This window comes from Pseudalkalibacillus sp. SCS-8, from assembly GCF_040126055.1.
In the GTDB taxonomy this organism is placed as follows: Bacteria; Bacillota; Bacilli; order Bacillales; family Fictibacillaceae; genus Pseudalkalibacillus; species Pseudalkalibacillus nanhaiensis.
Map to the genome: position 1 here is coordinate 1,137,836 of NZ_CP143541.1, position 26,315 is coordinate 1,164,150.

29 protein-coding genes and 1 riboswitch are annotated in these 26,315 nt (G+C 42.8%); of the genes, 17 read left to right on the forward strand and 12 right to left on the reverse strand.

All coding sequences use genetic code 11. The features are described from left to right. The first annotated feature begins 254 nt into the window (after positions 1-254). On the forward strand, positions 255-629 hold the full coding sequence (locus tag V1497_RS05925) for a cupin domain-containing protein (protein ID WP_349410056.1): 375 nt from the start codon (positions 255-257) through the stop codon (positions 627-629). Positions 630-665: 36 nt separating this feature from the next. Here V1497_RS05925 and V1497_RS05930 read toward each other — a convergent pair whose 3' ends face one another. Next, a complete protein-coding gene (locus tag V1497_RS05930; protein WP_349410057.1) occupies positions 666-917 on the reverse strand; it encodes a hypothetical protein in 252 nt (83 codons plus the stop codon). A 220-nt stretch (positions 918-1,137) separates the two neighbouring features. Between V1497_RS05930 and V1497_RS05935 the strand changes: the two genes are divergently transcribed. Both V1497_RS05935 and V1497_RS05940 read left to right on the forward strand, forming a co-directional pair. Further along, positions 1,138-1,842: a pirin family protein gene (locus V1497_RS05935; RefSeq protein ID WP_349410058.1), complete on the forward strand. Its 705-nt coding sequence runs from the start codon at positions 1,138-1,140 to the stop codon at positions 1,840-1,842. Positions 1,843-1,865: 23 nt separating this feature from the next. Next, the gene (locus tag V1497_RS05940; protein WP_349410753.1) at positions 1,866-2,288 is read left to right on the forward strand and encodes a DoxX family protein; all 423 of its coding nucleotides are present in this window, start codon (positions 1,866-1,868) and stop codon (positions 2,286-2,288) included. A 54-nt stretch (positions 2,289-2,342) separates the two neighbouring features. Here the strand turns inward: V1497_RS05940 and V1497_RS05945 are convergent, their stop codons facing one another. After that, on the reverse strand, positions 2,343-2,921 hold the full coding sequence (locus tag V1497_RS05945; protein WP_349410059.1) for a hypothetical protein: 579 nt from the start codon (positions 2,919-2,921) through the stop codon (positions 2,343-2,345). A gap of 139 nt (positions 2,922-3,060) precedes the next feature. Between V1497_RS05945 and V1497_RS05950 the strand changes: the two genes are divergently transcribed. After that, entirely contained in the window at positions 3,061-3,300 is a 240-nt protein-coding gene (locus tag V1497_RS05950; RefSeq protein ID WP_349410060.1) for a hypothetical protein, read from the forward strand. Between the two features lie 174 nt (positions 3,301-3,474). Here V1497_RS05950 and V1497_RS05955 read toward each other — a convergent pair whose 3' ends face one another. The 7 genes from V1497_RS05955 to V1497_RS05985 all read right to left on the reverse strand — a co-directional run bounded on the left by V1497_RS05955 (position 3,475) and on the right by V1497_RS05985 (position 10,430). Next, positions 3,475-4,596 carry a sn-glycerol-3-phosphate ABC transporter ATP-binding protein UgpC gene (locus V1497_RS05955; protein ID WP_349410061.1) on the reverse strand — a complete coding sequence of 374 codons (1,122 nt, stop codon included), beginning with the start codon at positions 4,594-4,596 and terminating at the stop codon, positions 3,475-3,477. An 84-nt stretch (positions 4,597-4,680) separates the two neighbouring features. Further along, on the reverse strand, positions 4,681-5,952 hold the full coding sequence (locus V1497_RS05960; RefSeq protein ID WP_349410062.1) for an ABC transporter substrate-binding protein: 1,272 nt from the start codon (positions 5,950-5,952) through the stop codon (positions 4,681-4,683). Positions 5,953-5,969: 17 nt separating this feature from the next. After that, on the reverse strand, positions 5,970-6,800 hold the full coding sequence (locus tag V1497_RS05965) for a carbohydrate ABC transporter permease (RefSeq protein WP_349410063.1): 831 nt from the start codon (positions 6,798-6,800) through the stop codon (positions 5,970-5,972). 18 nt (positions 6,801-6,818) lie between these two features. Continuing rightward, on the reverse strand, positions 6,819-7,772 hold the full coding sequence (locus V1497_RS05970) for a sugar ABC transporter permease (protein WP_349410064.1): 954 nt from the start codon (positions 7,770-7,772) through the stop codon (positions 6,819-6,821). 1 nt (position 7,773) lies between these two features. Further along, positions 7,774-9,054, reverse strand: coding sequence for an ectonucleotide pyrophosphatase/phosphodiesterase (locus tag V1497_RS05975; RefSeq protein ID WP_349410754.1), 1,281 nt, complete (start codon positions 9,052-9,054; stop codon positions 7,774-7,776). Then, positions 9,054-9,854 carry an HAD-IIA family hydrolase gene (locus tag V1497_RS05980; protein ID WP_349410065.1) on the reverse strand — a complete coding sequence of 267 codons (801 nt, stop codon included), beginning with the start codon at positions 9,852-9,854 and terminating at the stop codon, positions 9,054-9,056. The genes V1497_RS05975 and V1497_RS05980 overlap by 1 nt, the downstream gene beginning before the upstream one ends. Before the next feature lie 15 nt (positions 9,855-9,869). After that, positions 9,870-10,430, reverse strand: a complete 561-nt coding sequence (locus V1497_RS05985; protein WP_349410066.1) for a glycerol-3-phosphate responsive antiterminator — start codon at positions 10,428-10,430, stop codon at positions 9,870-9,872. 489 nt (positions 10,431-10,919) lie between these two features. Here V1497_RS05985 and V1497_RS05990 point away from each other — a divergent pair, with 489 nt between their 5' ends. The 3 genes from V1497_RS05990 to V1497_RS06000 all read left to right on the forward strand — a co-directional run bounded on the left by V1497_RS05990 (position 10,920) and on the right by V1497_RS06000 (position 12,788). Further along, entirely contained in the window at positions 10,920-11,705 is a 786-nt protein-coding gene (locus tag V1497_RS05990; RefSeq protein ID WP_349410067.1) for a hypothetical protein, read from the forward strand. Positions 11,706-11,768: 63 nt separating this feature from the next. Further along, positions 11,769-11,978, forward strand: a complete 210-nt coding sequence (locus tag V1497_RS05995) for a hypothetical protein (protein ID WP_349410068.1) — start codon at positions 11,769-11,771, stop codon at positions 11,976-11,978. A gap of 132 nt (positions 11,979-12,110) precedes the next feature. Then, positions 12,111-12,788 (forward strand): DUF2642 domain-containing protein, encoded by a 678-nt coding sequence (locus V1497_RS06000; protein ID WP_349410069.1) that lies wholly within the window; start codon positions 12,111-12,113, stop codon positions 12,786-12,788. A 94-nt stretch (positions 12,789-12,882) separates the two neighbouring features. Here the strand turns inward: V1497_RS06000 and V1497_RS06005 are convergent, their stop codons facing one another. Beyond that, complete coding sequence (locus V1497_RS06005; RefSeq protein ID WP_349410070.1) at positions 12,883-13,971, reverse strand: CotH kinase family protein; 1,089 nt, start codon at positions 13,969-13,971, stop codon at positions 12,883-12,885. A 251-nt stretch (positions 13,972-14,222) separates the two neighbouring features. Between V1497_RS06005 and V1497_RS06010 the strand changes: the two genes are divergently transcribed. The 10 genes from V1497_RS06010 to V1497_RS06055 all read left to right on the forward strand — a co-directional run bounded on the left by V1497_RS06010 (position 14,223) and on the right by V1497_RS06055 (position 24,218). Beyond that, the gene (locus V1497_RS06010) at positions 14,223-14,957 is read left to right on the forward strand and encodes a polysaccharide deacetylase family protein (protein ID WP_349410071.1); all 735 of its coding nucleotides are present in this window, start codon (positions 14,223-14,225) and stop codon (positions 14,955-14,957) included. Then, entirely contained in the window at positions 14,954-15,544 is a 591-nt protein-coding gene (locus V1497_RS06015) for a DedA family protein (protein WP_349410072.1), read from the forward strand. The genes V1497_RS06010 and V1497_RS06015 overlap by 4 nt, the downstream gene beginning before the upstream one ends. Beyond that, complete coding sequence (locus V1497_RS06020) at positions 15,541-16,671, forward strand: MGDG synthase family glycosyltransferase (RefSeq protein WP_349410073.1); 1,131 nt, start codon at positions 15,541-15,543, stop codon at positions 16,669-16,671. Before V1497_RS06015 ends, V1497_RS06020 begins: the two co-directional genes overlap by 4 nt. A gap of 103 nt (positions 16,672-16,774) precedes the next feature. Further along, positions 16,775-17,029, forward strand: coding sequence for a hypothetical protein (locus V1497_RS06025; protein ID WP_349410074.1), 255 nt, complete (start codon positions 16,775-16,777; stop codon positions 17,027-17,029). Between the two features lie 186 nt (positions 17,030-17,215). Beyond that, positions 17,216-17,761, forward strand: coding sequence for a sigma-70 family RNA polymerase sigma factor (locus tag V1497_RS06030; protein WP_349410075.1), 546 nt, complete (start codon positions 17,216-17,218; stop codon positions 17,759-17,761). Next, positions 17,751-18,818, forward strand: coding sequence for a hypothetical protein (locus V1497_RS06035; RefSeq protein WP_349410076.1), 1,068 nt, complete (start codon positions 17,751-17,753; stop codon positions 18,816-18,818). Before V1497_RS06030 ends, V1497_RS06035 begins: the two co-directional genes overlap by 11 nt. 134 nt (positions 18,819-18,952) lie before the next feature. Beyond that, positions 18,953-19,516 carry a GNAT family N-acetyltransferase gene (locus V1497_RS06040; protein WP_349410077.1) on the forward strand — a complete coding sequence of 188 codons (564 nt, stop codon included), beginning with the start codon at positions 18,953-18,955 and terminating at the stop codon, positions 19,514-19,516. 764 nt (positions 19,517-20,280) lie between these two features. Continuing rightward, positions 20,281-20,394: riboswitch (SAM riboswitch) on the forward strand. A 78-nt stretch (positions 20,395-20,472) separates the two neighbouring features. Continuing rightward, a complete protein-coding gene (gene metX / locus V1497_RS06045; RefSeq protein ID WP_349410078.1) occupies positions 20,473-21,534 on the forward strand; it encodes a homoserine O-acetyltransferase MetX in 1,062 nt (353 codons plus the stop codon). A 19-nt stretch (positions 21,535-21,553) separates the two neighbouring features. Next, positions 21,554-22,870, forward strand: a complete 1,317-nt coding sequence (locus tag V1497_RS06050) for an O-acetylhomoserine aminocarboxypropyltransferase/cysteine synthase family protein (RefSeq protein ID WP_349410079.1) — start codon at positions 21,554-21,556, stop codon at positions 22,868-22,870. A gap of 112 nt (positions 22,871-22,982) precedes the next feature. Then, a complete protein-coding gene (locus tag V1497_RS06055) occupies positions 22,983-24,218 on the forward strand; it encodes a homoserine dehydrogenase (RefSeq protein ID WP_349410080.1) in 1,236 nt (411 codons plus the stop codon). Positions 24,219-24,268: 50 nt separating this feature from the next. Here the strand turns inward: V1497_RS06055 and V1497_RS06060 are convergent, their stop codons facing one another. Beyond that, positions 24,269-24,895, reverse strand: coding sequence for a metal-dependent hydrolase (locus tag V1497_RS06060; protein WP_349410081.1), 627 nt, complete (start codon positions 24,893-24,895; stop codon positions 24,269-24,271). Positions 24,896-25,017: 122 nt separating this feature from the next. Beyond that, positions 25,018-26,133 carry a YncE family protein gene (locus V1497_RS06065; RefSeq protein WP_349410082.1) on the reverse strand — a complete coding sequence of 372 codons (1,116 nt, stop codon included), beginning with the start codon at positions 26,131-26,133 and terminating at the stop codon, positions 25,018-25,020. Positions 26,134-26,315 lie beyond the last annotated feature (182 nt).

The window sequence follows — 26,315 nt, forward strand, 5'->3', positions numbered from 1 at the left end:
GAGAAAAAAGTAAATAATTGGTGATATCGATTCATTCCATTTTGTAGAAATTTCCTATTTAATTTATCCGGGTTGAGGATATTCAGGACGTCCTACCTACACAAAGGCACCAAAAACAGCTTCATTTATTAAAATTCAGAAGAAAATCGGAAAAAATTACGCATTTCTTGTAAAAGTTCGTTTGACGATATGCCTTCCAGATATTAGTATGACGATGTGACAAAATATTCAGAAAAATAGTAGGAGGCGACACAATGAGTACAAGTACATTTAATTCCCAATCCCAAAATGTGTTGGAACTGATCAAAGGACTTGAACTTGAGCAAGAGGAAAAGCACGTCACCTTAACTTCTGATGAAATGGCAGCGGCGGTATACCCATATTACATGTATTGGGAGCCAAAATTCCATCGTCATGATTGCGATCAAATCTTCTACGTACTAGAAGGTGAAGGGGTATTTGTCCTGAAAGACGATGATGGAAACGAAGAGAAATTCGATGTAACCGTTGGATCTCACTTTGTTGTACCGAAAAATGTATGGCACGGCATGTACTGTAAAAATGGCGATCGTGCACTTACGTTACAAGTAAATAAGAAAACAATGACGACTGAGAAGTTGGATGCGTAATTGAACGAAAAAAGGGACCGGATAACGGTCCCTTTTTTACATGAGGAAAATCATATAAAACCACACACCAATTAAGAAAAGTCCAACGATGCCATAGATGATCTTTAAAACCCAATGGGGAAGTTGGTGTACGACTTCTTTCGAGGTAGCCCCCGCCCAATTTTGGTTTTCCCAATCCATCTTTTCATGTTCTTCATCCGTATATTTGTAAGCTGCATAAAGCATGAAAATCCCAGCAATTAAAAAGAAATAAGGCCCAATGTGGGTCCAGAAAAATTCTTGAGTCATTATGCTTTTCCCCCTAAACGACTAATGCGTCCTTAAGCGTATCATAAAAACCATTAGGCCTAAAACTTGAGGGATTGTTGACAGAATTGAAAAGAGGTTATACGATATATCTCGAATTCGAGATAATTTATTCAGATATAGAGACGGGCCTGGATGTTTGGCTTTTTTTAAAGAATGAATATCTCGAATTCAAGATAATCTACGTTAAGGAGGAACTCATATGATTAAACATTATCCAGCAAATTCTAGATATACAGCTGATCACGGCTGGTTGAAAAGTAATTTCAGCTTCTCGTTCGCTAAGTATTATGATCCTGAAAATATGAACTTCGGACCGATGCGTGTCTTAAATGATGATATCGTCCAACCGTTGAATGGATTCGGTGCGCATCCACATAGAGAGATGGAGATCGTTTCAATTGTTCTTGAAGGGCAATTACAGCATGAAGACAGTGGTGGACATAAAGCGACCACAACGTTCGGAGGCGTCCAACGTATGTCAGCGGGCACGGGTGTCATCCATTCTGAGCGGAATCCTTCTTCAACAGAAGAAGTTAATTTCCTGCAACTTTGGTTTGAACCGGAGGTAGTGGGCGTAATGCCTTCATACGAACAAACAAAGTTTGATGTATCGGAAATGAAGAATCACCTCTTGCCTGTCGTGAAGAAAGGCTCATCATCCGATAAGGTTGCAGACATTAACCAGGACTTGACCATTTATTTATCTGATCTGAATCAGGGGAAAGAAATTACTTTTGAACCAGGGAAAAATCGTCGGATCTTCCTATTCGTCATTGAAGGAGAACTGAGGGTCAATCAGGAAACTACATTAAATAAGCGCGATTCAGCACGGATCACCGATATTTCTGAACTTCATATCCAATCAGGTACTGAATCTCGTTTCATGTTGATTGATCTACCATAAAAACAAGGAGGAGATTTAAGGTGATGATGAAAAATGAAATCGGTGCACTCATCCTTCGTGTCACGTTAGGGATCATTTTCTTTGTGCATGGTCTAATGAAATTCCAAGGTGGGATTGAGAATGTCGCAGGTTGGTTCAGCAGCATCGGCTTACCAGGGTTCATGGCGTACGTGGTAGCGATCATTGAACTTGTCGGGGGAATCGCATTGATCCTCGGTCTAGGGACACGGATTGTTTCCGCATTGCTTGCAATCATAATGGTAGTCGCAATCCTTAAAGTAAAGCTCAGTGCAGGATTTCTTGGTAATGGTGAATCGGCAGGTTATGAGTTTGATTTGGCCCTTTTAGCGATGTCAGTCTACCTCGGACTTAGCGGCAGCAAATTGTTTGCGGTTGACGATATGATTTTCAATAAGGAAAAAACAGAACTGAAGGAAACAGCATAAAAGTGTTTCAAAAGAGGGTGAGCGAGATCCATCGCCACCCTTTTTGTATTTCCTTTATTGCTGCTGGTTAAGGTCAATGATGAGTGGCACTGCAAGGGCGATTTTGTTCAACTCATCGTCAGGTGAATTGGTAAAACGAACGACATTCGGTCCGGTCAAAAAGGTCTTTCCTTTGTACTCAGGAAGATAACTATCCTTTTTATAATCAACGTACCGGATTCCATCTGGTGAATCATAGGTCCACCAACCTGTTTCGCCTTGGATTATTCCAATCTTTCCAGCCATCGTCAACACTTCCATTTCAAACCTCCAATTTGATGAGGAACGAATCACCGCAAACATCTCCCCATCCAGATGAAACAGCTCATAGCATTGTGAAATACCTGCTTTTTTCTTAATCGTGAACAATGGTTCCTTGTCAGCTGTTTTCACCACAAAACGTTTGGAAACGAAGGAATTGGTTCGTGAAATGGTGGTTACGAAATTCATGATTTTATTAAACAAGCCCCTGTTCATATCGGATATGGAAAGAAGCATCTCATCCTCAGTTGAAAAATAGAGGATTTCACTCAAAAAGCTGTTTCCATTTTTAACAACCATCGTATTATTCAAATTTAGCTTCGATTCTTCCATTAATAAAAACCCCCATGACGATTATACAGAAGTAAGTTCCAGAAACAAATGATTGGTAAAGTTTGGCGTCTAGTCCGATATGCGCCAGGTTTGTTATATTTCAACTGGAACGTAAAGAAAAGAATGGGGTTGTTATGACATGTTTTGGTTCGGAATTGGCCTCCTTGTAGCTGGTTTTACGATTTCAGTAGCTACATGGTTCAAATACAAAAAGAAACAGCATGAAGATTTTAATCACAGCAGTACAGTGGGCGATGATTGGATCACCTTCATTTTCAGTCTCCTTTTGGCGGTTCTTCCTTGGTGGGTTGCAAAGACAGTATTCATTTTGATCGGCTTCGGTCTCATGTTTATAGGAATTCTGGTCATAACAGAGTAAGAGGGGAGCATTCCCTCTTTTAAAGAAAATAAAGAAAGGGCTGACTCAAAAGGACGTTAAAATGTCCTTCATGAGTTCAGCCCTTTTCTTTTAGTCTATAAAGGATAGAAAGGCCATCTTTCTATCCCTCATTTGAGCATCTTTCGAATATGGGGGGCAGAAAAGGCCTTCTCCTCATCCTACACAAACACTTCGTAAGGATTTATCCATTGCAATCCGGTTTTCCGATTCAGGATCAAAGAAGTGACAGTTTTCCATATCAAGGCTAAGTGCTATCGGGTCACCAGGGTTTAAAGAAGTACTGCCATCCAGCTTTGCGATTAGCTTTTGCCCATTTATCTCAACATATAAACAGGTTTCAGCGCCCATCACTTCTGCGACATCAACCTTGGTCTGAAACGTCGCTCCAGTTGTTGCACCATCATCTTCATGAACAAATTCCGGGCGAATACCCAACTGGACTTCTTTATTTTCATAACCGGCTTCTCGAAGGGCAGTCGCTTTCCACTCCGGGACAGCGATCTTCCATTCACCCACATGTAAATCTCCATCCTTAAAAATTCCACTTAAGAAATTCATGGCAGGGGAACCAATGAAACCTCCGACGAACGTATTGTTCGGAAAATCATAAATTTCCTTCGGTGTGCCGACTTGCTGGATGACACCGTCCTTCATGACGACCATACGGGTTGCCATCGTCATCGCTTCGGTTTGATCATGGGTCACGTAAATGGTCGTCGTCTTCAACCGACGATGCAATTTGATGATTTCAGCACGCATCTGTCCACGAAGTTTTGCATCGAGATTTGATAATGGTTCGTCCATCAAGAAAACTTTGGCATCACGTACGATAGCTCGTCCCAATGCAACCCGTTGGCGTTGTCCGCCGGAAAGGGCTTTTGGCTTCCGCTTCAAATAAGGCTCAAGCCCAAGGGTTTGTGCTGCTGATTCCACACGACGCTTGATTTCGTTCTTGTCGATTCTTCTTAATTTTAAACCGAATGCCATGTTATCGAACACAGTCATATGAGGATAAAGCGCATAGTTCTGAAAGACCATTGCAATGTCTCGGTCCTTTGGTGCCACGTCATTCATCCGCTTTCCGTCAATATAGAAGTCTCCGTCTGTTATTTCTTCCAATCCCGCGATCATCCGTAACGTCGTGGATTTTCCACAGCCGGATGGGCCTACAAGGACAATGAATTCTTTATCCTTGATTTGTAAATTGAAGTCATCAACGGCTTTTTGTTCTTTCTCATAAAATTTATAGATGTGTTGAAGCTTTAATTCTGCCATACCTCTTCCTCCAGTTACGCATAGTTGACTTGACGGCATTTTGATAGGATTATCTAGGCTTTGATCTTTATTAATCAAGAAGCTTTACTTTAAAATCTTTTCTGCCTTTTCCTGTGCTTCCTTCAATGCTTCTTCAGCAGACATCCCATCGACAAAGACGCGGTCGAAGGCCTTATTGATCGCTTCGTTCTCGACTTGATTCCACTTTGGAAAGAGTGGGGTAGGGCGTGCAAAATCAAGCTGATCGACAGCTACCTTAAAATTCGGATTTTCCTTGAAGAAGTTCTGCATATCTTCTTTTGCAGACTTTCGGACTGGCAAATAGCCGGTTTCTTTTGACCATTGCGCTGTCACTTCAGGTTGAGTGAAATAGCTCATGTACTCGAAAGCTGCCTTTTTCTGTTCTTTTGTCGCACCCTTCGGAATGACACCGCTCGTGCCACCGATTGGTACAGATAGCTCTTCGCCTTCAAACTTCGGCATGAACGCAGCACCGATTTTGCTGCTATCCATTGGTCCCATGTCGGCAGTAGAGCCAGTCACCATCGCAGCCTTTCCGTCGTTCAAATCCGCGATCGTATCATACCAATACGCCCAACCTTCACCACCATAATGAACCTTACTTACTCGATCTTCATGGATCATATCGCCCCAGTGCTGGAGAGCTTCAATGGATTCGGGGCTATCGAGTTTCAGCTTGCTCGGATCATCTGCTAACTCAGCTCCGTTTGACCATGCAAGGGCTGAAAAGAACCAAGGATATCGAATCGGTTCGAAGCCGTAATTGACAGCCCCTTTATCAACGAGTTCATTTGAAACTTCACGTACGCCTTCCCAGGTTTCAATTCGAGCAGGATCGATGCCCTCTTTTTTAAAAATATCTTTACGATAGTAAAGAACTGGTACACTGCGGTTGAGAGGTAGTCCGTAGAGCTTTTCATCCTGGGAAGCAGCATCGACAAACCCGTCAACATAATCGGTAAGATCCATACCTTTCTCTTCAATCATGCCATCCAAGCTTTGGAGATGCCCTGAAGAAGCCAAGGTCTGCAAGGTCGGATCTTCCAATTGTACGAGCGCTGGTAATTGTTTGGATTGAAGCGCGAGCTGGAATTTATTCGTTATGGTCGGGTAATCTTTCATGAAGACGAGTTTTACATGGATATCGTCGTGTTTTTTATTGAAATCATCGGTGATTTTCTTCAAAGAGTCCCCAAGATTGCCACTCATTGCATGCCAAAATTCGATTTCGACTTTATCACCTGACTTGGAGCCTTCTGAAGACCCAGTTCCACATCCTGTTACAACTAAAAGCAAGATCATTGTTATAGCGAGCATCTTATTCATTGATTTCATAATGGTCGTTCCTCCTCTTAATCTTTCATACCTTGGTACATGACACCTTTGATATAAAGCTTTTGAAGCAGTAAGAACAGCATCATCACAGGTAAAACACTAATCGTATTGGCTGCCATGACGAGAGGCCATTGGATACCAAAAGCGCCATCCATCTGCACGAGTTCAGCTAATGCGAGCGAGATGGTTTTGACATCTTCACTCGTTGTCACGACCAACGGCCAAAAGTAGTTGTTATATTGGTACGTAAAAACGATGATCCCTAATGTCGCCATTGATGGAAGGGTAAGCGGAGCGACGATCTGGAACAATATCCGTAAATGGGAAGCTCCGTCCACCTTCGCCGATTCAATCAAGGATTTCGGCACTTGTCTCAATCCTTGATACATGAGAAAGATATTGAACCCCGTGACAGCACTAGGAATGACGAGTCCTTTGTAGGAATCCAGCCAACCGAGACTATTTAAAGTCAAATACGAGGGGATTAATGTCATATGTGCTGGCAAGAACATTGTAAAGATGAAAATGATGAGCAATAGACGTCTCCCTTTAAAATGGATGAACGTTAAAGCATAGGCTGCAAATAGAGCCAAAATGACAGACAACACAGAGGTGGTTACCGCATAAACGAGCGTATTCGAAATGTATTGAAGAAGATCGTGCTGTCTGAAAACCTCAACATAATTGGACCATTGTGGATTTGTAATCCAAAATGACATACGATCTGAGGAAGCCTCATCTTGGGACTTCAAGCTCGTAATGACCATCCAAAGCAAGGGAATGCTCATCAGGGTGCTGATGATGATCAACGCTGTATATCTGGTGATTTTCTGGAGTTGGACTGGCATGATCGGTTTCCTCCTCTCTTATTGATGAACCCATTTTCTTGAAACGAAGTATTGGACAATGGTAAATGTGACTAACAGGATAAAGATGACAATGGCAATCGCTGATGCGTATCCGATATTGAAGTACTCGAATGCATGACGATAGAGAAGGTAGACAAGCACCATCGACGAATTGGATGGACCCCCCTGGGTCATCACTGCAATCTGATCGAACGTCTGGAAGGCTTCAATGATCGCCACGATGACAACAAAGAACGTGATAGGCGAAATGAATGGCAGTGTGATGAACCGGAACAATTGCCATCGATTCGCTCCGTCCAGCTTTCCTGCTTCATATAAATGATCCGGAACCGACTGGAGAGCGGCCAGGAAGAACATCATGTAATAGCCGATGGCTTTCCATAGCCCCATGATGATGAGTGACATCAACACAGTGTCAGAAGAGGAGAGCCATTTCCCTTCCGGAAGTCCGATCGCACCTAAAATGACATTGAAAAGTCCTTCATCCACGTCATATAGGGACATCCATACAATCGATATTGCGATAATCGGCGTGATGTGCGGGGAAAACAGCAACATCCTGAAGAAGCCGATTCCTTTAAGGTTGGCGTTGACGAGTAATGCGAGTGCTAATCCGAGCACAACAACACCAAGAACATAGAAGGATGTATACACGCCGGTGTTAATCATCGCTTCTCTGAAACCTGCACTCTGGATAAGAGTTTCATAGTGTTCAAGCCCGGTAAAACGTGGTGGACTAAGCATATCCCAATTCAGGAGACTGAGATAAAAGGAGTATCCGATGGGATAGATCCAGAACACAGCAAGCAGGATGAAGGCTGGTAAAATGAATCCCCAGCCAGCGATATTCTCCTTTGAGAAAAATTTCCTTAAAGAGGATTTAAGCTCTTTTCTCCTAGAGGGAGAAGACGATTGAACTGGATAATCATAGCTTGTTTCATAGTTTTGCAACCTATTCCCCTCCTATTAGGACATTTCTTGGGTGTAAGAGTTCATCCAAAGCTCGTCCATCTGCATCAGGCAGCTGTACGTCGTGTATACGTGCCAATGTGGGCGCGATGTCGATGATTTCTGCTTCTTCTACTAAGCTTCCAGGTTTGAATGAAGGACCAGAGCCAATCATGAACCCTTTCAACATCGTATGATCCGGGGAGTACCCATGAGTTGCCTTGTACGTACTCGGCGCGGTCGTTTCCGAAACCTCTTCATCATCCTTTGATACATATCCGTCATCCAGTTCTATGATGAAATGGGGGCTGGTATCGATGCTGAGTAATCCTGTTTCATTGAATGTATCTTTCGAAAGGACTCTTTTAATGAACGGCAGTGTATTGAACAGATGTTTTACTTGTCCGTCGTCCTGTTTGTTTTCCGTCAACCTGTACAGATAGAAGCACCCGTCGTTGCTGACCGCTTTATAATGTTTATCCAGACCTTCCTGCACCAATAACCGGTTTGGATAAACGTTCGTATGGACGTCAACATGTCCATGATCCGAATAGGGGATGATGTCCGTTTCCTCAAGTCGACCTTGCTCCTCGAGACAAGTCAATAGTTCTCCAATTAAACGATCCACGTATTCCATGGCACAGAACACTTCTGGAGAGTGGTTGCCATGTACATGGAGCATGCTGTCGATCAACAGGAAGTGAGCCATGAGAAGTTGAGTATCCTTGTACTCTATGACATATCGTACGATTTCTTTTGTGAGCCAATCCTGCATATGGTTCAGTGAAAAGTCTGCACTCCATTTACCGTATTTGTTAATAGGAAGAACAGGCCTTAATTCATTCCAGAAAGATGGAGTGGAATACTTTTCGAACAATTTCTGATCATAATGTTCCGGGATATTATAGGCGATGTTCCTTGCTTCCCGGGTAACCGGCCAGCATATGGAAGCGGTCTTCTCATTCCGTTTGGCCAGTTGATCATAAATCGTTTCAACATGAACCAGATTTTCTTTTGAATCGATCTTATCCCCCCAATAATGGGAAATCTCCTGTTTTTCGTAATTATAAATCGAATTTCCGATCACACCGTGTTTTGATGGATGGCATCCGGTCACAGCACTTGTATTCGCTGTCCATGTGACGCTAGGGAAAGTCGTCTTTAATCGGGATACGAGACTGCCGGTACGAATGAGAGCACGTAAGTTGGGAATGTTCACGTCAGGATTGTCCAGATAATGCCCAGCCATTCCATCGATACAGATCAACAACGTTTGTTTCCTCATCACAATCGATCCTCCTTTACTCCGATTCCGTAGAGATCTTGTCCCAGTTCCAACAAGTTCTGGTACTTCTGGTCAAAAACGATATCTTCTGGAATCTCTCTCGCATGGTCCCTCAATAAGATGGTTGAAAGACCTGCCTTGCGCCCGCCTCGAATATCGGTCATCGGATTATCACCGATGATGACCGTTTGATGGGGGAGAAGGCCGAACCGTTCCAATCCTTTATGAAAAATAAAGGAGGCAGGTTTACCGATGACCTCCGCATCCGTATGGACTGTTTTTTGGATCGCAGCGACAATCGCTCCCGTTTCAGGAACATATTCTCCTGTATCAATCGGATGATGAAAGTCCAAATTTGTTGCGACGAGCTTGGCTCCTCGTTGTAAATGGAGAACTGCATCCTCGAGCTTCTGATATGTGAAATCGAGATCTCTTCCAACGAGTACAATGTCGCACGGATCGTCGACACCCTCGGATAATGAATGATTTTCCACCAATACACTTCTTGTAAGATGTTCAGAGCCAATCGTATACACACGGGATCGTCCGTATTTTTCAGTAAGATATGAACCTGCAAGATCAGTCGGACAGATGATCTGATCTTGATCAGCATGTATACCGAATGACTGGAGCTTTCGCGCAATCGTCGCTGCGTTCAACGTGGAATTGTTCGTCATGAAAGCGATGCTCTTTTCTGCTCTCTGTAAGGTATCAAGTAACTCCATGGCGCCATCCAAAAGCTTAGTACCAGCGTAAATTGTTCCGTCTAAATCAAAGAAAAATCCTTTAAACTGTCTCATAATTCCTCCGCTTTCTTACAAATCGATATTCCATAATGCCGGATTCCCGGATACGACTGCAGTCGCACCTGCATCAATGATTTCCAGGATCTCTTCTTTCGTATTCAACAGACCACCCACTACAAGAGGCGGTTCAATTTCTCGTTTAAGATCGCGGATGACACGGGGCATCAATCCGGGCATGATTTCCACGACATCAGGCTGATTCTGGTTAATCGAGCGTACGCTCATTGTGAAAGCCTGCGTATCGATGATGAAATTGTGTTGAATGGCTACTAGACCACACTCTTTCGCTTTTTTGATAAGCCGGCCTTTTGTTGTTACGATGCCTTCTGGCTGCACCTTTTCAGCTAAGAAATCCACAGCTTCATTGTTATTGGCAAGACCTTTTATCAAATCCACATGAAGAAAAGCAAACTTTCCAGCGGAATGAATCCTCTCGACGATATCGGTAATGTTCGTGAGGTTGCCACACATCATGGAAATGATGTCTACCTTTGATCCAATTGCATCCTCAACATGGTTCACATCACGTACGGCAGCGACCATTGGATTTAACTTAGTAATGTTGAACATCGTGATCCTCCTATTAAAAAAGAGAAAACCTCGGCATACCAAAAGAACATATGCAAACCTGAAACTGAATTGATCAGTTTCCACATATTTGCGTAATCCTTTTGACATGAACAAGATTTTCTCCGTATATTCTCCACCTGTCATGCGGGGCTATATTCAATTCATACCTTCATCCTACATAGCGTTTATAAAGCCCGTATTAATAGCGTTTAGTTCTTTTGTAAATAAAAAAACATGGATTGTAACATTCCATGTTAGGCGAGTACCTTCTGGTGATGAGTGCCGTGGTGGGCTATTGTACTTTTTTGATCCGCGCCCTTACCTTTTCTGGTCTTTTGTCATTTGAAAAATAGACGAATCCTCTAAAAAAATACCCGCATACGACCATTTTTTCATTTTTACACAGATAACCATACCCTATCCTGCCATGTTACATATAATGCAAGGACAAGCGTGGTCAAACAAAATTTTTATAGGAGGAAATAACTTATGACGATTTCACGTGATAAAGTATTAGGGCTAGAAGGTCATTATGTAAATGTTAACTGGGCAGGTCCAGAGTCTGGATTGGGGGTTCTTTTAGGCTGTCAGGAGGATTATTTGGCACTTCATTGTGAAGAAGGCGTCGTATATTACCAACTTGATCATATTAAAGAACTTTGCATCAACTCCGGTAAGCACCACAAAGGTAAGAAGGAAATGGATTATGTTAAAGCAGACTGTTTCGTGGACATGCTTAGACACTGGAAACATCGCAAGGTAAAGATCAACCGTGGAGGTCCTCACTGTGTAACTGGGGTACTGAGCGAGGTTTATGACGATCATTTGGAATTGACAGTCAACGACGATATCTTGTTCATTACAAACTACCACATCAAGAGTGTTTGTATGATTGATGAGTACTCCACAGGCAAATCTTCAGGCAAAAAGTCTTCAGGTAAGAAGTCCTCAGGAAAATCTTCTGGCAAGAAATCTTCAGGCAAATCATCTGGTAAGTCTTCTGGTAGAAAGAGCAGCCGAAGGACTTCAGGAAAATCTTCAGGACGCAGCTCTGGCAGATCTTCTGGTCGATGCTCAAAGGTTTCAAGCGCATTCAAAAAAGCGCGCAAATATGGAAACGACAAGCACATGTATAACGACCCGTACGGATCAACAGGATGTTCTTCAAAGAAATCTTATAAGAGCTCTTGCAAAAAGTACAAGCCATTCAAGAGAATCGATAATTCGTCAAGAGAACTGACAAGCCTTGAGAAAAAAGGCTGGATCAAGCTTTAAGCTTTCGAAGTATTGATGTAAGGCGACCGGGAGTACGTTGAGAATGGAAAGGAGGCGATAAGGATGTTCGAAACATTGTTTCTATTAATAAACGGCATTGTCCTTTATTTTCTAATCCACCCTACGAAGGACATGCTTCTAAGTGATGACAAACCTGAGCACACTGCAAAACAAATTGAAGTAGCCTCCTTATACCATGACCCGAAGGTACTCGTTGGCGATGACAAACTTAAGAACCGTAACGAATCACCAACACCCCTTTCAAATAAATAATTCATTATCCCCCCTGAATTTTTACCATCTATCCGACCGACCGTTCGTTCCATTGAATTTCGTACCGCTGTCTCAACCTACACCTCCTGATCTGGCAGCGGTCATGATTTTATAAGTTAACAAAAAGGAGGGATGAGCATATTGAATAACTTTGATAACTATATCGGAGAACAGGTTGAGCTGACAGCAAGTGGGAATATAAATCTTTCAGGCATTCTGGTAGATACCGGAGCGAATATCATCGTCCTGTACGATGGAAAAGATTTTCTATATATCCCTTTGGTCCATGTCCATTACCTTGATTTCAACTCCGATGATTCAGAATCGATTGCACAACCAAATCAATTACCGTCTTGGATTCAGGATAATGATTCAATCTCTCTAAGGAAGATCCTTTATAATGCGAAAGGTGTTTTTAGTGAAATCTTTGTAACGAGCAATCAATCCATCCATGGGTATGTAACGAATGTAATGAATGACTATTTCACGTTTTTCTCCCCTGTCCATAAAACGATGTTCATACCGTTGCAGCACCTGAAGTGGCTGATCCCGTATCCTCACAATCACCGTCCGTATTCACTCAGCAATGAAAATTTGCCTTTGACCCCTTCTGCCATACCTGCGTCACGCACTTTCGAAGAACAATGCAAGCGTCACATCGGAAAAGTCGCTGTCTTCGATTTAGGTAAGCATCCGAACAAAGTCGGAAAGCTCGTGAACGTTCAGAATGGGTATGTCGAGATCGTCATTGCCCGGAATAAGACGATTTATACGAATTTACAGCATATCAAATCCGTTCAGTTTCCATGATTCAATAGTAAAGGTTGCCCGTAAATATTGGCCAGATGATCCGGAGACGGGGAGGACAATACACATGGGACAACCTTTTTCAAATACATAGTCATTACGGGAGAAGATCTGAGAGATGACCTCGTAGATATCGGTTTCTGCTTTTAATATACGAAAGGATGACATCAGGTTCCTCATAAAACTGATCAATGGAATTGTGTAAATAGGGATCCTCTTCTACATAAGGGGCGATTTTTTGGTATAGCTTCTTGATTTTCTGTTCTTGATATTCCGGTGTAAATTCTTTGTCCAGTATTCCAGCCATCAAATCATGATACTGTTCACGGAAAGAGGAGATATCCAAGATTCTTCCCGTCAATGTATTATAGCCTTCAATCGGAATATAGTCGTATTCCATTTCGTCTCCATGGATATCACGTCCCCATGTTGCATCATAATCCCAGGGGATGATTTCAAAGAGTCCATTGTCGCTCCTTCGATACAGCGCGTAATTATGGATGAATCCGTCATAATTTTGGGTACAGACGACTCCTGCAAGCCAGCGTAAATATTTATCAACATTGACATAATTCTGGATTGCCGATTCGAATTCATCAGGTGGAATGGTATTGATCTGATAAATCAAATCCGCCAAGATTGCACGATCATCTGATGTTCCTTCCTTGCAGCTGTAACCTGATTCAAATCGCTTTTTCAATCCTTCTCTTATTGGACTGATGAGTGAGAAATTTGCGTTATCGTTTTCAGCATAGAAAATCGGTCCCTTCGGCAGGTTCCTCGTTTTCAGGAAATAACGATCAACGCTTTCGAGCTGAAGATAGACACCTTGGAAATCGTCATTGATTGTTATCAACACGTGATTTGATTTTGGTGAGAGCACACCGAGGGTTGAAAAGAAATCGAGTGAGAGTTTGTTACGGATTAAGGATTTATCAATGTATTCGGAGTTGATATGCAACTCTTTGATACCGGATGTGACGGATGGAAAAATGAACTGGTAGGATTTCTTTTTCACTTTACGGATATGAGCTCCACGAAAAAGAAAACCGATGTCATAACAATTATTGCCGACGGTTAGCGTGGCCTCAACAGGGTCCTCCGACCATATATCCTTCTTCATCTTTTTCAAGTCACTTGGATCCAATTCAATTTTATAAGAGGGTATATCTCTTTGGTTACTCATCCAATCTTCCTTTACGTTAAATTTACCTTGTAACACTATATGTAATAGAAGAAAGAGTGTATGGGGATTTGCACATGATCGAGAACTTTTCTTGGAAATCAACGTCTATACATAGAGCATATGGTCAACTCTTCCCGAAATGCGTCGGGTTTGGTAGAATCAGGTAGGTTGATGCTTTCTCAACAATCATTTAATATGCGTGTGTTATCCTAATAAAAGCGTTTATTTTTTAGTATGTAGGTGAAAAAATAATGGAGATCTTGATTTGGACTGCCTTGGTAGGCTTCATCCTATTTCTTTTCTATGGAATCGTGCCGACGGTCCTTTTCCGGACGAAATCCATTGGTTTGATAAAGAGAGGTCCCCACCGAAGGTCAGTAGCGTTGACATTTGATGACGGACCGAACCCAACTTACACACCGGTGTTATTGGATCTTTTAAAACAATACAACTGTAAAGCGACCTTTTTTGTCGTAGCTCAAAAAGCTGAAAAGTATCCAGAATTGGTACGACGTATGGTGAATGAAGGGCACACGATTGGAATCCACCATTATACGCATACGGATAGCTGGTTCTTAAGCCCATTTGCCACCAGACAGGAAATTCTGGATTCTACAAGGGTCATTGAACGGGTATCTGGTGTGAAGCCACGTTTTTATCGGCCCCCTTTCGGCCGCTTGAACATCTTTACGTATATGTTTGCGAAAGACTATGATATCGTGCTTTGGTCGTCCATCTTTCAGGATTGGAAGAAACAGGATCATGAAAAGTTGAAATCCAAGATGATGGATGGACTTGAAGAAGGAGCGATTTTCCTGCTGCATGATGATGGGGCAAATCCGAAAGCTGATTCCGACGCTCCCGATACAACGATCAAGGCATTAAGCCGCTTCATTCCAGAGGCATTGAGCATAGGATACGAGTGTGTCAATCTTGATGCACACCTTCAGGAAAAATCAGCTATGGAACAGAAGAGGATATTATGAATTTTGAGAACGTATTACATGCGATTCACACATATGGATATTGGATTATTTTGTTGACGCTGTTCTGTGGGATCGTTGGCATTCCTGCGCCTGAAGAAACCTTCATGGTTCTGATCGGCATGCTGGCAGCTCAGCTGCACTTGATGCTAAGCTGGACCTTGTTCAGTGCTTTCGCCGGCACCGTACTTGGTCTTGCCGTCTCATATGCGATCGGACGTTATTTGGGCGTGCCTTTTTTACAGCGGTATGGCCGGTATATCAAAATCACACCAGAGCTATGGGAGAAGGTCAGTGATAAGTTCCATCGATACGGGAAAACGACACTCCTATTCAGCCTGTTCATTCCAGGACTCCGCCAAATCGCACCTTATGTTGCTGGAACGAGCAGCTATCCTGTTGGTATTTATACGATTCTAAGCCTGATAGGGAGCTTGCTGTGGACGATTTGTTACATCATGGTCGGGTTCTGGATCGGTGATCGGTTGCCGATGCACTGGATACCATGGTTGAGTGTGCTTGCACTTCTTGCATTTGCAGGAATCTTCTTAATAAAAAAATGGAGAGTGAAAGGAGGGAGCAAAGCATGAAGAAAATACTTTTCCTACCCCTTTTCCAAATGCCATCCGGTCATCATCAAGTGGCCGATGCGTTGATTGATTCAATCCAGAATTCAGAAGAAGAAATCGAATGTAAGAAAGTCGATTTTCTAAGTTATTGGAATGTATCTTTAGAAAGAACAATCGGGACGATGTATTTGAAGTGGATCAGCTCTCTCCCGAAAACCTATCATTGGGTATATAAGCATTTCATGTATGAGACGAAGGGACAACAGGTCCCGTTCAAAGTGGATTACGTCCAATTACTCGGCTTCGAGTCGAAAATGCTGGAATTGATCCGTAAAGAAAACCCTGATTTGATTGTTTGTACCCATTGTTTTCCTTCTGCCATCATCAGCCGGTTGAAACGTCAACAACGAATCGACATCCCGACGGTCAATGTGTATACCGATTTCTTTATCAATGGGATCTGGGGTAAAGAACAGATCGATCTTCATCTGGTCAATGATGAAATGATGAAGAAAGAATTGATGGACAACCATCAAGTAGCGGAGGACCAAATTGCGGTTACAGGAATACCGACCAGTGAGGATATCGTGTCCTATACAGCACGTCATTTATCACCAAAGAAACACATCCTTGTAGCTGGCGGGAGCAGCGGTGTCGGGAATATGATCGAGTACCTGGAATCAATCAAGTCTGATTCCAAGTACCGATACACAGTGCTTTGCGGAAAGAATGATAAGCTGTTCAATGAACTTAAATCGTGGAATGTGCCACATATTGAACCACGTCCGTATATTGAGAGCAGGGCGGAAATGAACCACCTCTACGAACAAGCGGATGCTATCATCACAAAGCCTGGAGGAATCACAATCAGTGAAGCGCTGAAAAAGAGGCTGCTGATTTTCGTACACTCGGCTCTGCCTGGTCAGGAGCAATATAATTTAAAAGGCTTAAGTGAAAAGCAGCTCATTATTCCAATCGAAGAAGGCGAGTGTGAAACGACGATTTCAGGGGTGCTTGAGAATGAATGGCGAAGGAAACAGATTTTTCAACGGATGGACGAGTATCTGGCATCCACAGAGAGCTGTCCGAAGCGCGAAATTGTGAAACTCATCGATTCTCCGGCGATGTTGAGCGTTCAACCTGGATAATAGATTAATAGATTGAGAGAAGCATCCGAAAAGTTCGGATGCTTTTTATTGCTAGATAATGTTAAAATATAGAAAAAAGAGTAAGAAGTTGAGGGGGATTTTGTTGGACAAAGTGAGTTTTAAGATTATAGCAAGTGTGTCATTTATATCAGGGATTATATTGTTCGGCATCATGCACCATGCCATCGCAACCATTTCGCCAAATATAGGAGCATGGGATGCGCCAGGACGGTTTGGATTCATACTAAGTGAAATAACGGGATGGTTCCCTTATATCTTAAGCGTTTCACTCATGTGCGTCGGTATAAGTATGTTCTGGTATGAAATTTGGAGTCAGAAAACGGAAGACAACAAGTAGCACGTTATTTCATGTGAACGCTAGAGTTTTGGAAAAACTGGATTAGGATATTTTTGCGAAAAAATGGACTGAACTGTAAGCGGTACTCGTTTACAGTTTTTTTTTTATAGAAGAAAAATGATAAAAAACAAAACCGCTTGTGACCGTTCGTCGTCTAATCACTAAATCAAAGAGAGGAGGGGCTGGATGATCAAGAAGAAACCTTCCGAATTCATGTCGCGTGAAGATCGGTTGAACTGGCTGATGGATGAGTATGGGGATTCAATTGTTCGACTCGCCTATACATATACGAAGCAAAAGCAAATGGCTGAAGATATTGCCCAGGATGTTTTCATTAAATGCTATGAAAAGCTGGATACATTCCGGGAAGAATCCTCTTATCGGACATGGCTGTATCGGATTACCGTGAATACGTGTAAGGATGCATTGAAAAGCTGGTCTTATCGAAATTTGTTTTTTACGGACATAATCAGTCCAAAGTGGCTACGCCCTCACCGATCAACAGAAATTGAAATCGTTGTCGACGAAGAAAGCAGGATGATTTCAGAAAAAGTATTGGCCTTGCCGGTCAAGCTTCGTGAAGTGATCATCCTCCATTACTACGAGGAGTTAAGTACTGAAGAAGTAGCGCAACTGTTAAAGCTCAATCAAAATACAGTCAAATCAAGATTGTATCGTGGAAGGTTGCAGTTGAAAAAAATGCTGGACGGAGGAGAACGGTATGGAAGATAAATTGAAAAATCTAAAAGAAAAAATGAATCGTTCCAACTTGAAGGAAATCCGTTTTGACGAAAAACATAAGGAGCAAGTATTCCAATCGATAAAAGGGAGGGAGGAAGATCGCTTCTCGATACCAAACTACAAACGTAAATTTAATCTCGTATTGAGTGGTATGGTTTCATGTGCATTGGTTTTCGGTGCATTGTATTATTCAGCTGATCAGATCGGTTTCTTTAATGCGAGCCAAACGGGTGAGCAAGTTTCTGCTTCCTTTCAAACAGAAAGCAGTGAAGCTGAACATCGGGATCCGTTAAAGAATGAGGATGATCTGTTTTCAGCGCCGGACAGTGAAAAACTTGCCCAAGAGAATCCAGATCAGTTCGAGATTGTGAAAAAGATGTTCTTTTCCTGGGATCATATCGACAACGCTCAAGGGTCCTATTCGTATTCTTCCCACCCTGATGGAACTGTGACGAACGTGAACTTCCAGGTGGATTTTGAACGAAATAAAAACCTTACAAGTATCGAGATCACAAAGGATGAAAAAGTTCTTGAGAAGCAGATTTCTTTACTTAAGGATGATCAGGTCGTTTTGCAACTCCCTGAAAAGAAGCTGGTTACAACGAAATCAGCTGAGGACAATTTAGCTACTCAACATCAATATCTCAATATGGGTGGCCATGTGATAAGCAGCGAATGGTTTGTACTGTTGTTAGATAACTATGACCACTGGAGTTATCAGGAAAATACGAAATTCGGTATGCCAGTTTACGAAATCGAAGGAGACGTACCTGAATACAATGGCTCTTTTGGTCCCTTCAAGATGACGGTCTCTAAAGAAACGGGTGCACTACTTGATGCAGAATTCTATAAGGAGAATGGTGAAGTCGCCTATTTTATGAAAGCAGATGAAGTGAGATTGAACGAAGGTGTTGATCCCTCACTCTTTCATATCAATGTAGAAGATAGCGAAGAAGTGACGTTTGAAACCTTTAATGAAAGTACGATCGGTCATGGTGTTGAAGGGGAAAAACCTGGAGGGTTCGATACGAGTAAAGAAGGGAACTGAATCCAGTTGAGGTCAGCAATGGGCTTGCCCCATCGCTGACTTTTTTATTTTCCAATACACTTTACTCTAAAATGGCACAACTCTATACTTAAATTAACCTGCTTACGATTGATAAAGGAAGAGGAGTGAAGAATGTGGAAATAACGTATGAGATCGTAAAAGATGAAGATGTAGAATGCTGCAGGGAAGTATGCAACAAGCTGATGGCGTATCAGAAATCCCTTGCCCATTATAGGCCGGAGTTGTTTGATGATATGAATTTTGATACACGTATGCTCTCTTCTGTAAAAAGCTCAACACATAATTTTACCGTGGTGGCGAAAGCGGACGATAAGATCGTGGCCTACGTTTATTCCAACATCGCTCCAAAAGAAAACTATGATAACGAGTTTGCAACGTTCTTTGACCTTTCAACCGTCCGTAATGATGATGTCGGATGCCTGAGCAACTTTTACATAGAAGACGGGTATCGCGGGCAAGGAATCGGATCGGTCCTTTTTAACATGTCGATGGAATGGCTGAAGGGTTTCCCTCATGTTGAAGATTATTTCGTCTTTGTGTCGAATGGTAATGACAAAGCGCTAGAATTCTATCAAAATAAAGGCTTCCAATATAGCAATAAAGTGCTTGATGGGTTCATAACAACATTACGTTACGCTGATAGAGTCGAAGCTTCAAAGCCGCTTCAGGCGAAATAATACTTTCAGAGGTAGTCTTCCTAATGAAGCACGTTCTTTTACCTTCTGATGTTTATGTGTTAGGCCTGTGGATGATCCGCTAGGTCATGAATGCGATTTTGTCATTCAGGGAAAAAGAAACGAAGGTCTCCTCGTAAAACGTAGTCACATTTGTAAGAGGATCACATACAGTAGAAAAACGCTATGATAAAACCGTTTTGAGGGTAAAGAAATGCGTTTTATATGCCCTGAAAACACGGAAAACCCGATTTGAGGGTAAAGAAATGTGTTTTATGTGCCCTGAAAACACGGAAAATCCGATTTGAGGGTAAAGAAATGTGTTTTATGTGCCCTGAAAACACGGAAAACCCGATTTGAGGGTAAAGAAATGCGTTTTATGTGCCCTGAAAACACGGAAAACCCGATTTGAGGGTAAAGAAATGCGTTTTATGTGCCCTGAAAACGCGGAAAACCCGCTTTTGGGGTAAAGAAATGCGTTTTATATGCCCTGAAAATGCGGAAAACCCGCTTATGGGGTAAAGAAATGCGTTTTATGTGCCCTGAAAACACGGAAAACCCGTTTTGAGGGTAAAGAAATGTGTTTTATGTGTTCTAAAAACACGGAAAACCTATTTTGAGGGTAAAGAAACACTGTCAGGCACCGAAATGAGCTCGATTCGCTCTGCTTGTGTCGTTCTAAACCCGAACAAAAGAAAAGATGTTGACAGCATCACTTTACCGTGCTAAGATTCAGATAATTTAAAAACTGAAGATTTAAATGCAAGCTCTTATCAAGAGTGGCTGAGGGACTGGCCCGATGAAGCCCGGCAACCGTCAAACGTAGGTTTGAAATGGTGCCAAATCCTGCAAAGCGTAAAATGCGCTTTGGAAGATGAGAGAGACAAATTCGTTTATTTTGCCTCTCTGTCTTTACAGAGAGGCTTTTTGCGTTCTTGAAAAGAAAGGAGGACGAAATCGTGAGTCATCAACCATGTTACAAAACGGGAACGGTTACAATACCAAACTTCACTCTGGAATCGGGTGAAACGTTGAGCGAAGCGGAGTTGGCCTATGAAAGGTGTGGTCCTCCAGATGCTCCGGCTATTCTTGTTTGCCATGCTTTGACTGGCCATCATAGGACGATTGGAACTCCGGATGAACCTGGTTGGTGGCGTGGATTGATTGGGAAAGGTGGCTACATCGATACGAACGATTATCAGGTTGTTACGTTCAACGTACTAGGAGGTTGCAATGGTTCGACAGGTCCACAGGGCATAGACCCTGAAAAAGTGGAGCCATACGGTGTTCATTTTCCGCGATTAACGATCAGGGATCTGGTTGAAGCGCAATATGTCGGTCTGAAGATACTTGGATTCAATCGATTGAAAGCTGTAATTGGTGGTTCACTCGGTGGTATGCAAGTGCTTGAATGGGGACTTATGTATCCGGATTTTATAGAAGCCCTGTTTCCGATTGCCGTGACACCGACGTTTAGTGATTACGGGATTGCATTCAATCATATAGCCAAACAGGCCATCCTGCATGCGGGAGATCAAGGGCTGAGCATTGCCCGGATGATCGGGATGATGACTTATCGATCGGATTGTTTGTTCAATGAACGCTTTGGCCGCAATAAACAAGCTCATGGAGAAGATCATGACACGTTTGAGGTTGAGTCGTATTTAACCTACCAGGGTGCGAAATTGAACGATCGGTTCAACAAGGAAAGCTATTTGACGCTACTAGACGTGATGAATTCACATGATATCGGAAGGGGAAGAGGAGGTCTTGAGCAAGTCATTCATGGTTATCAGGTTCCAGTGTACGGCATCGGTTTTACCCGAGACCTCGTCTATCCGCCAGATGTGCTGGGGGCCTTCTTAACTGCGATCCAGCATGAGGGTGGGATTGCCGGGTATTACGAAGTGGAGTCTAAGTATGGTCATGACGGTTTTCTCGTCGAGTTTGAGAAGTGGGGATGGATTGTCAAAGAGAAATTGACTGAACTTGATGCATTGGTCCAGGAAAAACAAGTATAACGGTTGAGGAGTGAATGGAATGAGTGAAGAAAAGAAGTATCGCTTAGAAACAATCAGTGTACATGGTGGTTTGAAGGCTGACCCGGTGACAGGAGCAAGAGCATTGCCGATTTATCAATCCAACGCTTATAAGTTCGAGAATACGGATCATGCAGCAGACCTTTTTGCCTTGAAAGAAGAAGGCTACATTTATTCACGGATCCATAATCCGACAGTGACCACAGTTGAAGAGCGGGTTGCTCAGCTTGAGGGAGGAATCGGTGCGTTGGCGTTAGCGAGCGGAATGGCCGCAATTTCGACTGCCATCTTCAACATTGCTGAAGCGGGTGATGAAATTGTATCCGCCTCAACGCTGTATGGTGGAACTTACAATTTGTTCGCAACAACATTACCGAAGCACGGGATCAAAACACACTTTGTTGATCCTCAGGATCCTGAAAATTTCAGAAGCGCCATCACTCCTAAAACGAAAGCGATATTTGCAGAAACAATCGGGAACCCAGGCCTTCATGTGTTGGATATTGAAGCGGTGGCAAATATTGCACATGAAGCTGGCATCCCATTGATCGTCGACAACACGTTCGCTACACCATACCTATCTAGACCGATCGAGCATGGCGCGGACATTGTCATCCATTCTGCCACCAAATGGCTAGGCGGAAACGGTACGTCTCTAGGGGGCATTATCGTTGATGGAGGGAAGTTCGACTGGAATTCACCGAAATTCCCTGGTTTTACAGAGCCAGACCATAGCTATCATGGTATCGTCTATTCTGAAGCCTTGCCAGAAGCAGCTTTTATCGTAAAAGCTCGTGTCCAACTATTGCGAGACACAGGCCCTGCCATCAGTCCATATAACGCCTTTCAAATTGCGCTCGGTTTGGAAACGTTGCATGTGCGCATCAAGGAGCATGTTTCGAATACAAGAGAAGTCATCGCCTACTTGGAAAATCACCCTGCGGTTTCGTGGGTCTCGTACCCTGAGCTAACGGACCATCCCTCTCATCACCTTGCCAAAAAGTATTTGCCGAAAGGGGCTGGCTCTGTTGTTGTATTTGGGATTAAAGGCGGGAGAGACGCAGGTTCAGCCGTCATCAACAGTGTGTCGCTCTGGTCTCACGTCGCAAATGTAGGTGATGCAAAGAGTCTGATCATCCATCCAGCAAGTACGACGCATCAACAGCTGTCTCCGGAGCAATTGAAAGAATCTGGTGTCACCGAAGATCTCGTCCGATTATCAGTCGGGATTGAAAATGTGGCCGATTTAATTGAAGACCTTGAACAAGCGATTGAAGTGGCAACAGGCTTTTCATCCTTCAATACGAAGGTCGTTTAATGAACATTCAAGAAAAAGATCCTATTCCACTTATTGATCTCAGAAGCTTTCTCGTACTGGTCATTGTCGGTGTATCCATTGGATTCATTACTTGGTAAAAGGAGGGGACACGTTGGCGAATTTAAAAGTCGCTCTACTCGGTTTCGGAACGGTTGGTAGTGGGGTGTACGAAATCATTCAATCGCAGCAGCAACGATTGAATGAAATTTTGGGCCGGAAGGTTGAAGTGGTTGCAGTTCTTATTCAGGATGAAAAAAAGCAGAGAACCATAGGAGATAAGGTGCTTGTCACGTCTGACATTCAACGGATCCTCCAATTTCCTGATTTGGACGTGGTCATTGAAGCGATTGTAGGTGTGGAACCTGGTTATTCGTATTTGAAACAGGTGCTTGAAAAAGGATGTCATGTCGTGACAGCAAATAAAGAGCTCTTCGCTCACAAAGGGGCGGAGTTGAAGGCTTTGGCTACTGCAAATCAGGTAACGGTATCTTTCGAAGCATCGGTTGCTGGTGGGATTCCGATCATCGGTACACTGAACCAATTACTCCAAGGTAACCAGATCACGAAAATTGAAGCGATCTTAAATGGGACTTCGAATTATATTTTAAGTCAGATCCGGCAGAAGGAATGGTCTTTTCGTGAGGCTTTATCTGCTGCTCAAACAGCTGGTTATGCTGAAGCGAATCCATCCAACGACGTTGACGGACATGATACTTTTTTTAAAATCATCATTCTGGCTGAATTGCTGTTTCGAATAAAACCTGATTGGCGTTCCATCGTTCGGAAAGGGATTCGGCACATAACCTCAAGGGATATTCAACTGGCTGAAATCTTTGGTTTCAGGATCAAGCATGTCGCTACTCTTGTGTGGAATGACCGAAATGTTCACATCAGTGTTGAGCCGAAGGTCGTTTCTAGTGAACACCCTTTATATGAGGTGGAAGGTGTCGACAATGCATTGGTTCTCTCCGGTGACCTTGTCGGGGATATAAAATTGCAAGGTCCAGGAGCCGGAAAGTTCCCGACTGCAAGTGCAATCATTGAGGATCTTATCAACATCTACAAGCGAGTATCAGGAGAACGGTTACAAAATGAGGCTGTACTTGAAGTGGACAGATATGAAGAGAGATCGAGTTGGTTCGTCATCGGTAAAACAAATCAGCCGATTGCTGGTCAAGTGAAAGTGGAGAAGACAGTTCAACTGGACGGGACGATCCATACGGTTCGTTTCGTGAAAGCCACCCGAAGCGAAATTGAGAAGATAACACGAGAACATCAGAGCTTTGTTGCTTATCCGATTTCAGGCTCCTATAGTACGATTATCGACCAAGCATCTGTCACAGCTTGATTGTAACGCATACTGAAAGCGCCGTTCCTCATGGAACAGCGCTTAATTTTTTAAAACTCTCGGGATGAAAAAGGGAGGAAAAGCTTAATCCCTCGCTTATTGACCGGGAGAAACTTCATGTCAGCGATCAGATGGCTCACATATCCAGATAGACATGCGAGAAATAGCCCATCCAAGCCAACGGAACCTTCCAATTGCCGTGCAATGATCCCGAAAAAGATGATCCCAAGGATGGAATGGGTATAGCTTCGATGTGGAACGATGGATGCAACAATGATATAGATCCCTAAAAGAAAAAGCCAGTTTTCATTCAGGGATAGACCTGCAATAACGACACCGATACCTGTCACGAGCAACATGTGACTTTTTGTAATGAATGATGACAGGAGGAGGATGGCTGCACCAATGGCCATCCCGTTCCATTTTTCTGCTCCGGCCCCTGAGAGGAAGCTGTAACCGATCAGCAACGCACCAATGATTTGGGCTAATGTTTTAATAAGTGTATGTGAATTCGTCAGTTTATTGCTTAACGTTCCATCAACATCAATGTCTGGAACGAGAGCTGCTACCCCGGCACATGTGATGAGGATGCCAGTCGTCAATGGGTCTGCTTCAAGGGTGTTGGAGGTAATCAGACCTGCCACAGCACCAACGAGCAGATGTGATGTTCCTTTCATGCTGCTTCACCTGTCTCTCTATCTACTGGTATTTGTATAACGAGCAATATTCGTAATTTTATAGAGAGACGGTTTATTCGTAAATGCTTACAGGTGAAAATATGTCTATTTACTCATTTGTTTTATTGGATTTTCATTTTTCCAATCGCAATTCCCACAGGACCATTTCCAACAGGTATCACATCAGTAACCGTATTTGTTCTTGTACGAATAACGGAAACCGTACCATCATCCACATTGGTGACGTAAGCTCTACTTCCATCTGGAGTCATCGCTATTCCTCTTGGACCATTTCCAACAGAAATGGTCTTTATGATTGCTCTTTCTTTCGTATCAATGACCGAAACACTTTTACCTTCCAAGTTTGTGACGTAGGCAAATTTGCCATTTGGTGTGAAAGCGATAAGACGCGGTCCACTTCCAACTGGGATGGTATCAATAACAGTTTTTGAGGAGGTATTAATGACAGAGATCGTATCATCCACTGAATTAGCTACATAAGCGGTCTCCTCATCAGGACTTAATGCAATTCCAATAGGTTTTGTTCCAACTGTTATCGTGTCCAAAACCTGGTTTGTTTCCGTGGCGATCAGAGAGACTGTATTGCTGTTGAAGTTTGTTACGTAAGCAAGGTTGCCTTTTTTGTTGATTGCAACCTCAATCGGAGCATCACCGACTTTAACAGTATCAATTACACTATTTTTGACCGTATCAATCACTGAAACATTATCGCTTTCAAAATTCGTCACATACGCATGCTTATTTGAAGGTGTAATGGCAATACCTGCGGGGTTTTGTTCAACAGGGATTTTGGTAATCATGGTGTTCGTCTCTGTATTCATTACAGAGACGGCATTATCGCTGATATTTGGAATATATGCTCTGGTGCCATTTGATTCAATGGCCAATCCAAAAGGATTTTGACCTCCAGGTACGGTCTCCATGACTTTATTCGTATCTGTATTGATGATGGAAATTGTGCTGTCACTCGTGTTCGTTACATAGGCCATTTGCCTTTTCTTATTGAAAGTACCGATGGAAAGGGAAGTTACTTTGTTACAATTAAAGATGATCATCTTTCCGTTGCTCTTTACACCTGTAACGCATCCGGAATCTCTATTAAATTCTAAAAAGGTAATATTGATTGGCTCAGATCCTTTGAAACGAACATTAATTTGTTCTCCAGGCTGTAGCTTCTTGAATTGTTTACAAATACAAGATTGGTCTTTTGTTGACATATCCAAACTCCTTTTTATGGCTTGTATATCAATATATGTATTTTGGCAACAATCTGTATAGGCAAGCTTACCTTGAAAAAGTTACGTTTCGTTTACATCAGGACTTCAATATGGGAAGCTGTTGGTAGAATCGGAACGTGGGTTGATAGTGTAAGTCCTTTCTAAGTTGTGAGATGGTGGTG

Bases quoted from the DNA above. Each gene is read 5' to 3' on its own strand.
- V1497_RS05925 (WP_349410056.1), top strand. From the start codon at position 255: ATGAGTACAAGTACATTTAATTCCCAATCCCAAAATGTGTTGGAACTG.
- V1497_RS05930 (WP_349410057.1), bottom strand. From the start codon at position 917: ATGACTCAAGAATTTTTCTGGACCCACATTGGGCCTTATTTCTTTTTA.
- V1497_RS05935 (WP_349410058.1), top strand. From the start codon at position 1,138: ATGATTAAACATTATCCAGCAAATTCTAGATATACAGCTGATCACGGC.
- V1497_RS05940 (WP_349410753.1), top strand. From the start codon at position 1,866: ATGATGAAAAATGAAATCGGTGCACTCATCCTTCGTGTCACGTTAGGG.
- V1497_RS05945 (WP_349410059.1), bottom strand. From the start codon at position 2,921: ATGGAAGAATCGAAGCTAAATTTGAATAATACGATGGTTGTTAAAAAT.
- V1497_RS05950 (WP_349410060.1), top strand. From the start codon at position 3,061: ATGTTTTGGTTCGGAATTGGCCTCCTTGTAGCTGGTTTTACGATTTCA.
- V1497_RS05955 (WP_349410061.1), bottom strand. From the start codon at position 4,596: ATGGCAGAATTAAAGCTTCAACACATCTATAAATTTTATGAGAAAGAA.
- V1497_RS05960 (WP_349410062.1), bottom strand. From the start codon at position 5,952: ATGAAATCAATGAATAAGATGCTCGCTATAACAATGATCTTGCTTTTA.
- V1497_RS05965 (WP_349410063.1), bottom strand. From the start codon at position 6,800: ATGCCAGTCCAACTCCAGAAAATCACCAGATATACAGCGTTGATCATC.
- V1497_RS05975 (WP_349410754.1), bottom strand. From the start codon at position 9,054: ATGAGGAAACAAACGTTGTTGATCTGTATCGATGGAATGGCTGGGCAT.
- V1497_RS05980 (WP_349410065.1), bottom strand. From the start codon at position 9,854: ATGAGACAGTTTAAAGGATTTTTCTTTGATTTAGACGGAACAATTTAC.
- V1497_RS05985 (WP_349410066.1), bottom strand. From the start codon at position 10,430: ATGTTCAACATTACTAAGTTAAATCCAATGGTCGCTGCCGTACGTGAT.
- V1497_RS05990 (WP_349410067.1), top strand. From the start codon at position 10,920: ATGACGATTTCACGTGATAAAGTATTAGGGCTAGAAGGTCATTATGTA.
- V1497_RS05995 (WP_349410068.1), top strand. From the start codon at position 11,769: ATGTTCGAAACATTGTTTCTATTAATAAACGGCATTGTCCTTTATTTT.
- V1497_RS06000 (WP_349410069.1), top strand. From the start codon at position 12,111: ATGAGCATATTGAATAACTTTGATAACTATATCGGAGAACAGGTTGAG.
- V1497_RS06005 (WP_349410070.1), bottom strand. From the start codon at position 13,971: ATGAGTAACCAAAGAGATATACCCTCTTATAAAATTGAATTGGATCCA.
- V1497_RS06010 (WP_349410071.1), top strand. From the start codon at position 14,223: ATGGAGATCTTGATTTGGACTGCCTTGGTAGGCTTCATCCTATTTCTT.
- V1497_RS06015 (WP_349410072.1), top strand. From the start codon at position 14,954: ATGAATTTTGAGAACGTATTACATGCGATTCACACATATGGATATTGG.
- V1497_RS06020 (WP_349410073.1), top strand. From the start codon at position 15,541: ATGAAGAAAATACTTTTCCTACCCCTTTTCCAAATGCCATCCGGTCAT.
- V1497_RS06030 (WP_349410075.1), top strand. From the start codon at position 17,216: ATGATCAAGAAGAAACCTTCCGAATTCATGTCGCGTGAAGATCGGTTG.
- V1497_RS06035 (WP_349410076.1), top strand. From the start codon at position 17,751: ATGGAAGATAAATTGAAAAATCTAAAAGAAAAAATGAATCGTTCCAAC.
- V1497_RS06050 (WP_349410079.1), top strand. From the start codon at position 21,554: ATGAGTGAAGAAAAGAAGTATCGCTTAGAAACAATCAGTGTACATGGT.
- V1497_RS06060 (WP_349410081.1), bottom strand. From the start codon at position 24,895: ATGAAAGGAACATCACATCTGCTCGTTGGTGCTGTGGCAGGTCTGATT.
- V1497_RS06065 (WP_349410082.1), bottom strand. From the start codon at position 26,133: ATGTCAACAAAAGACCAATCTTGTATTTGTAAACAATTCAAGAAGCTA.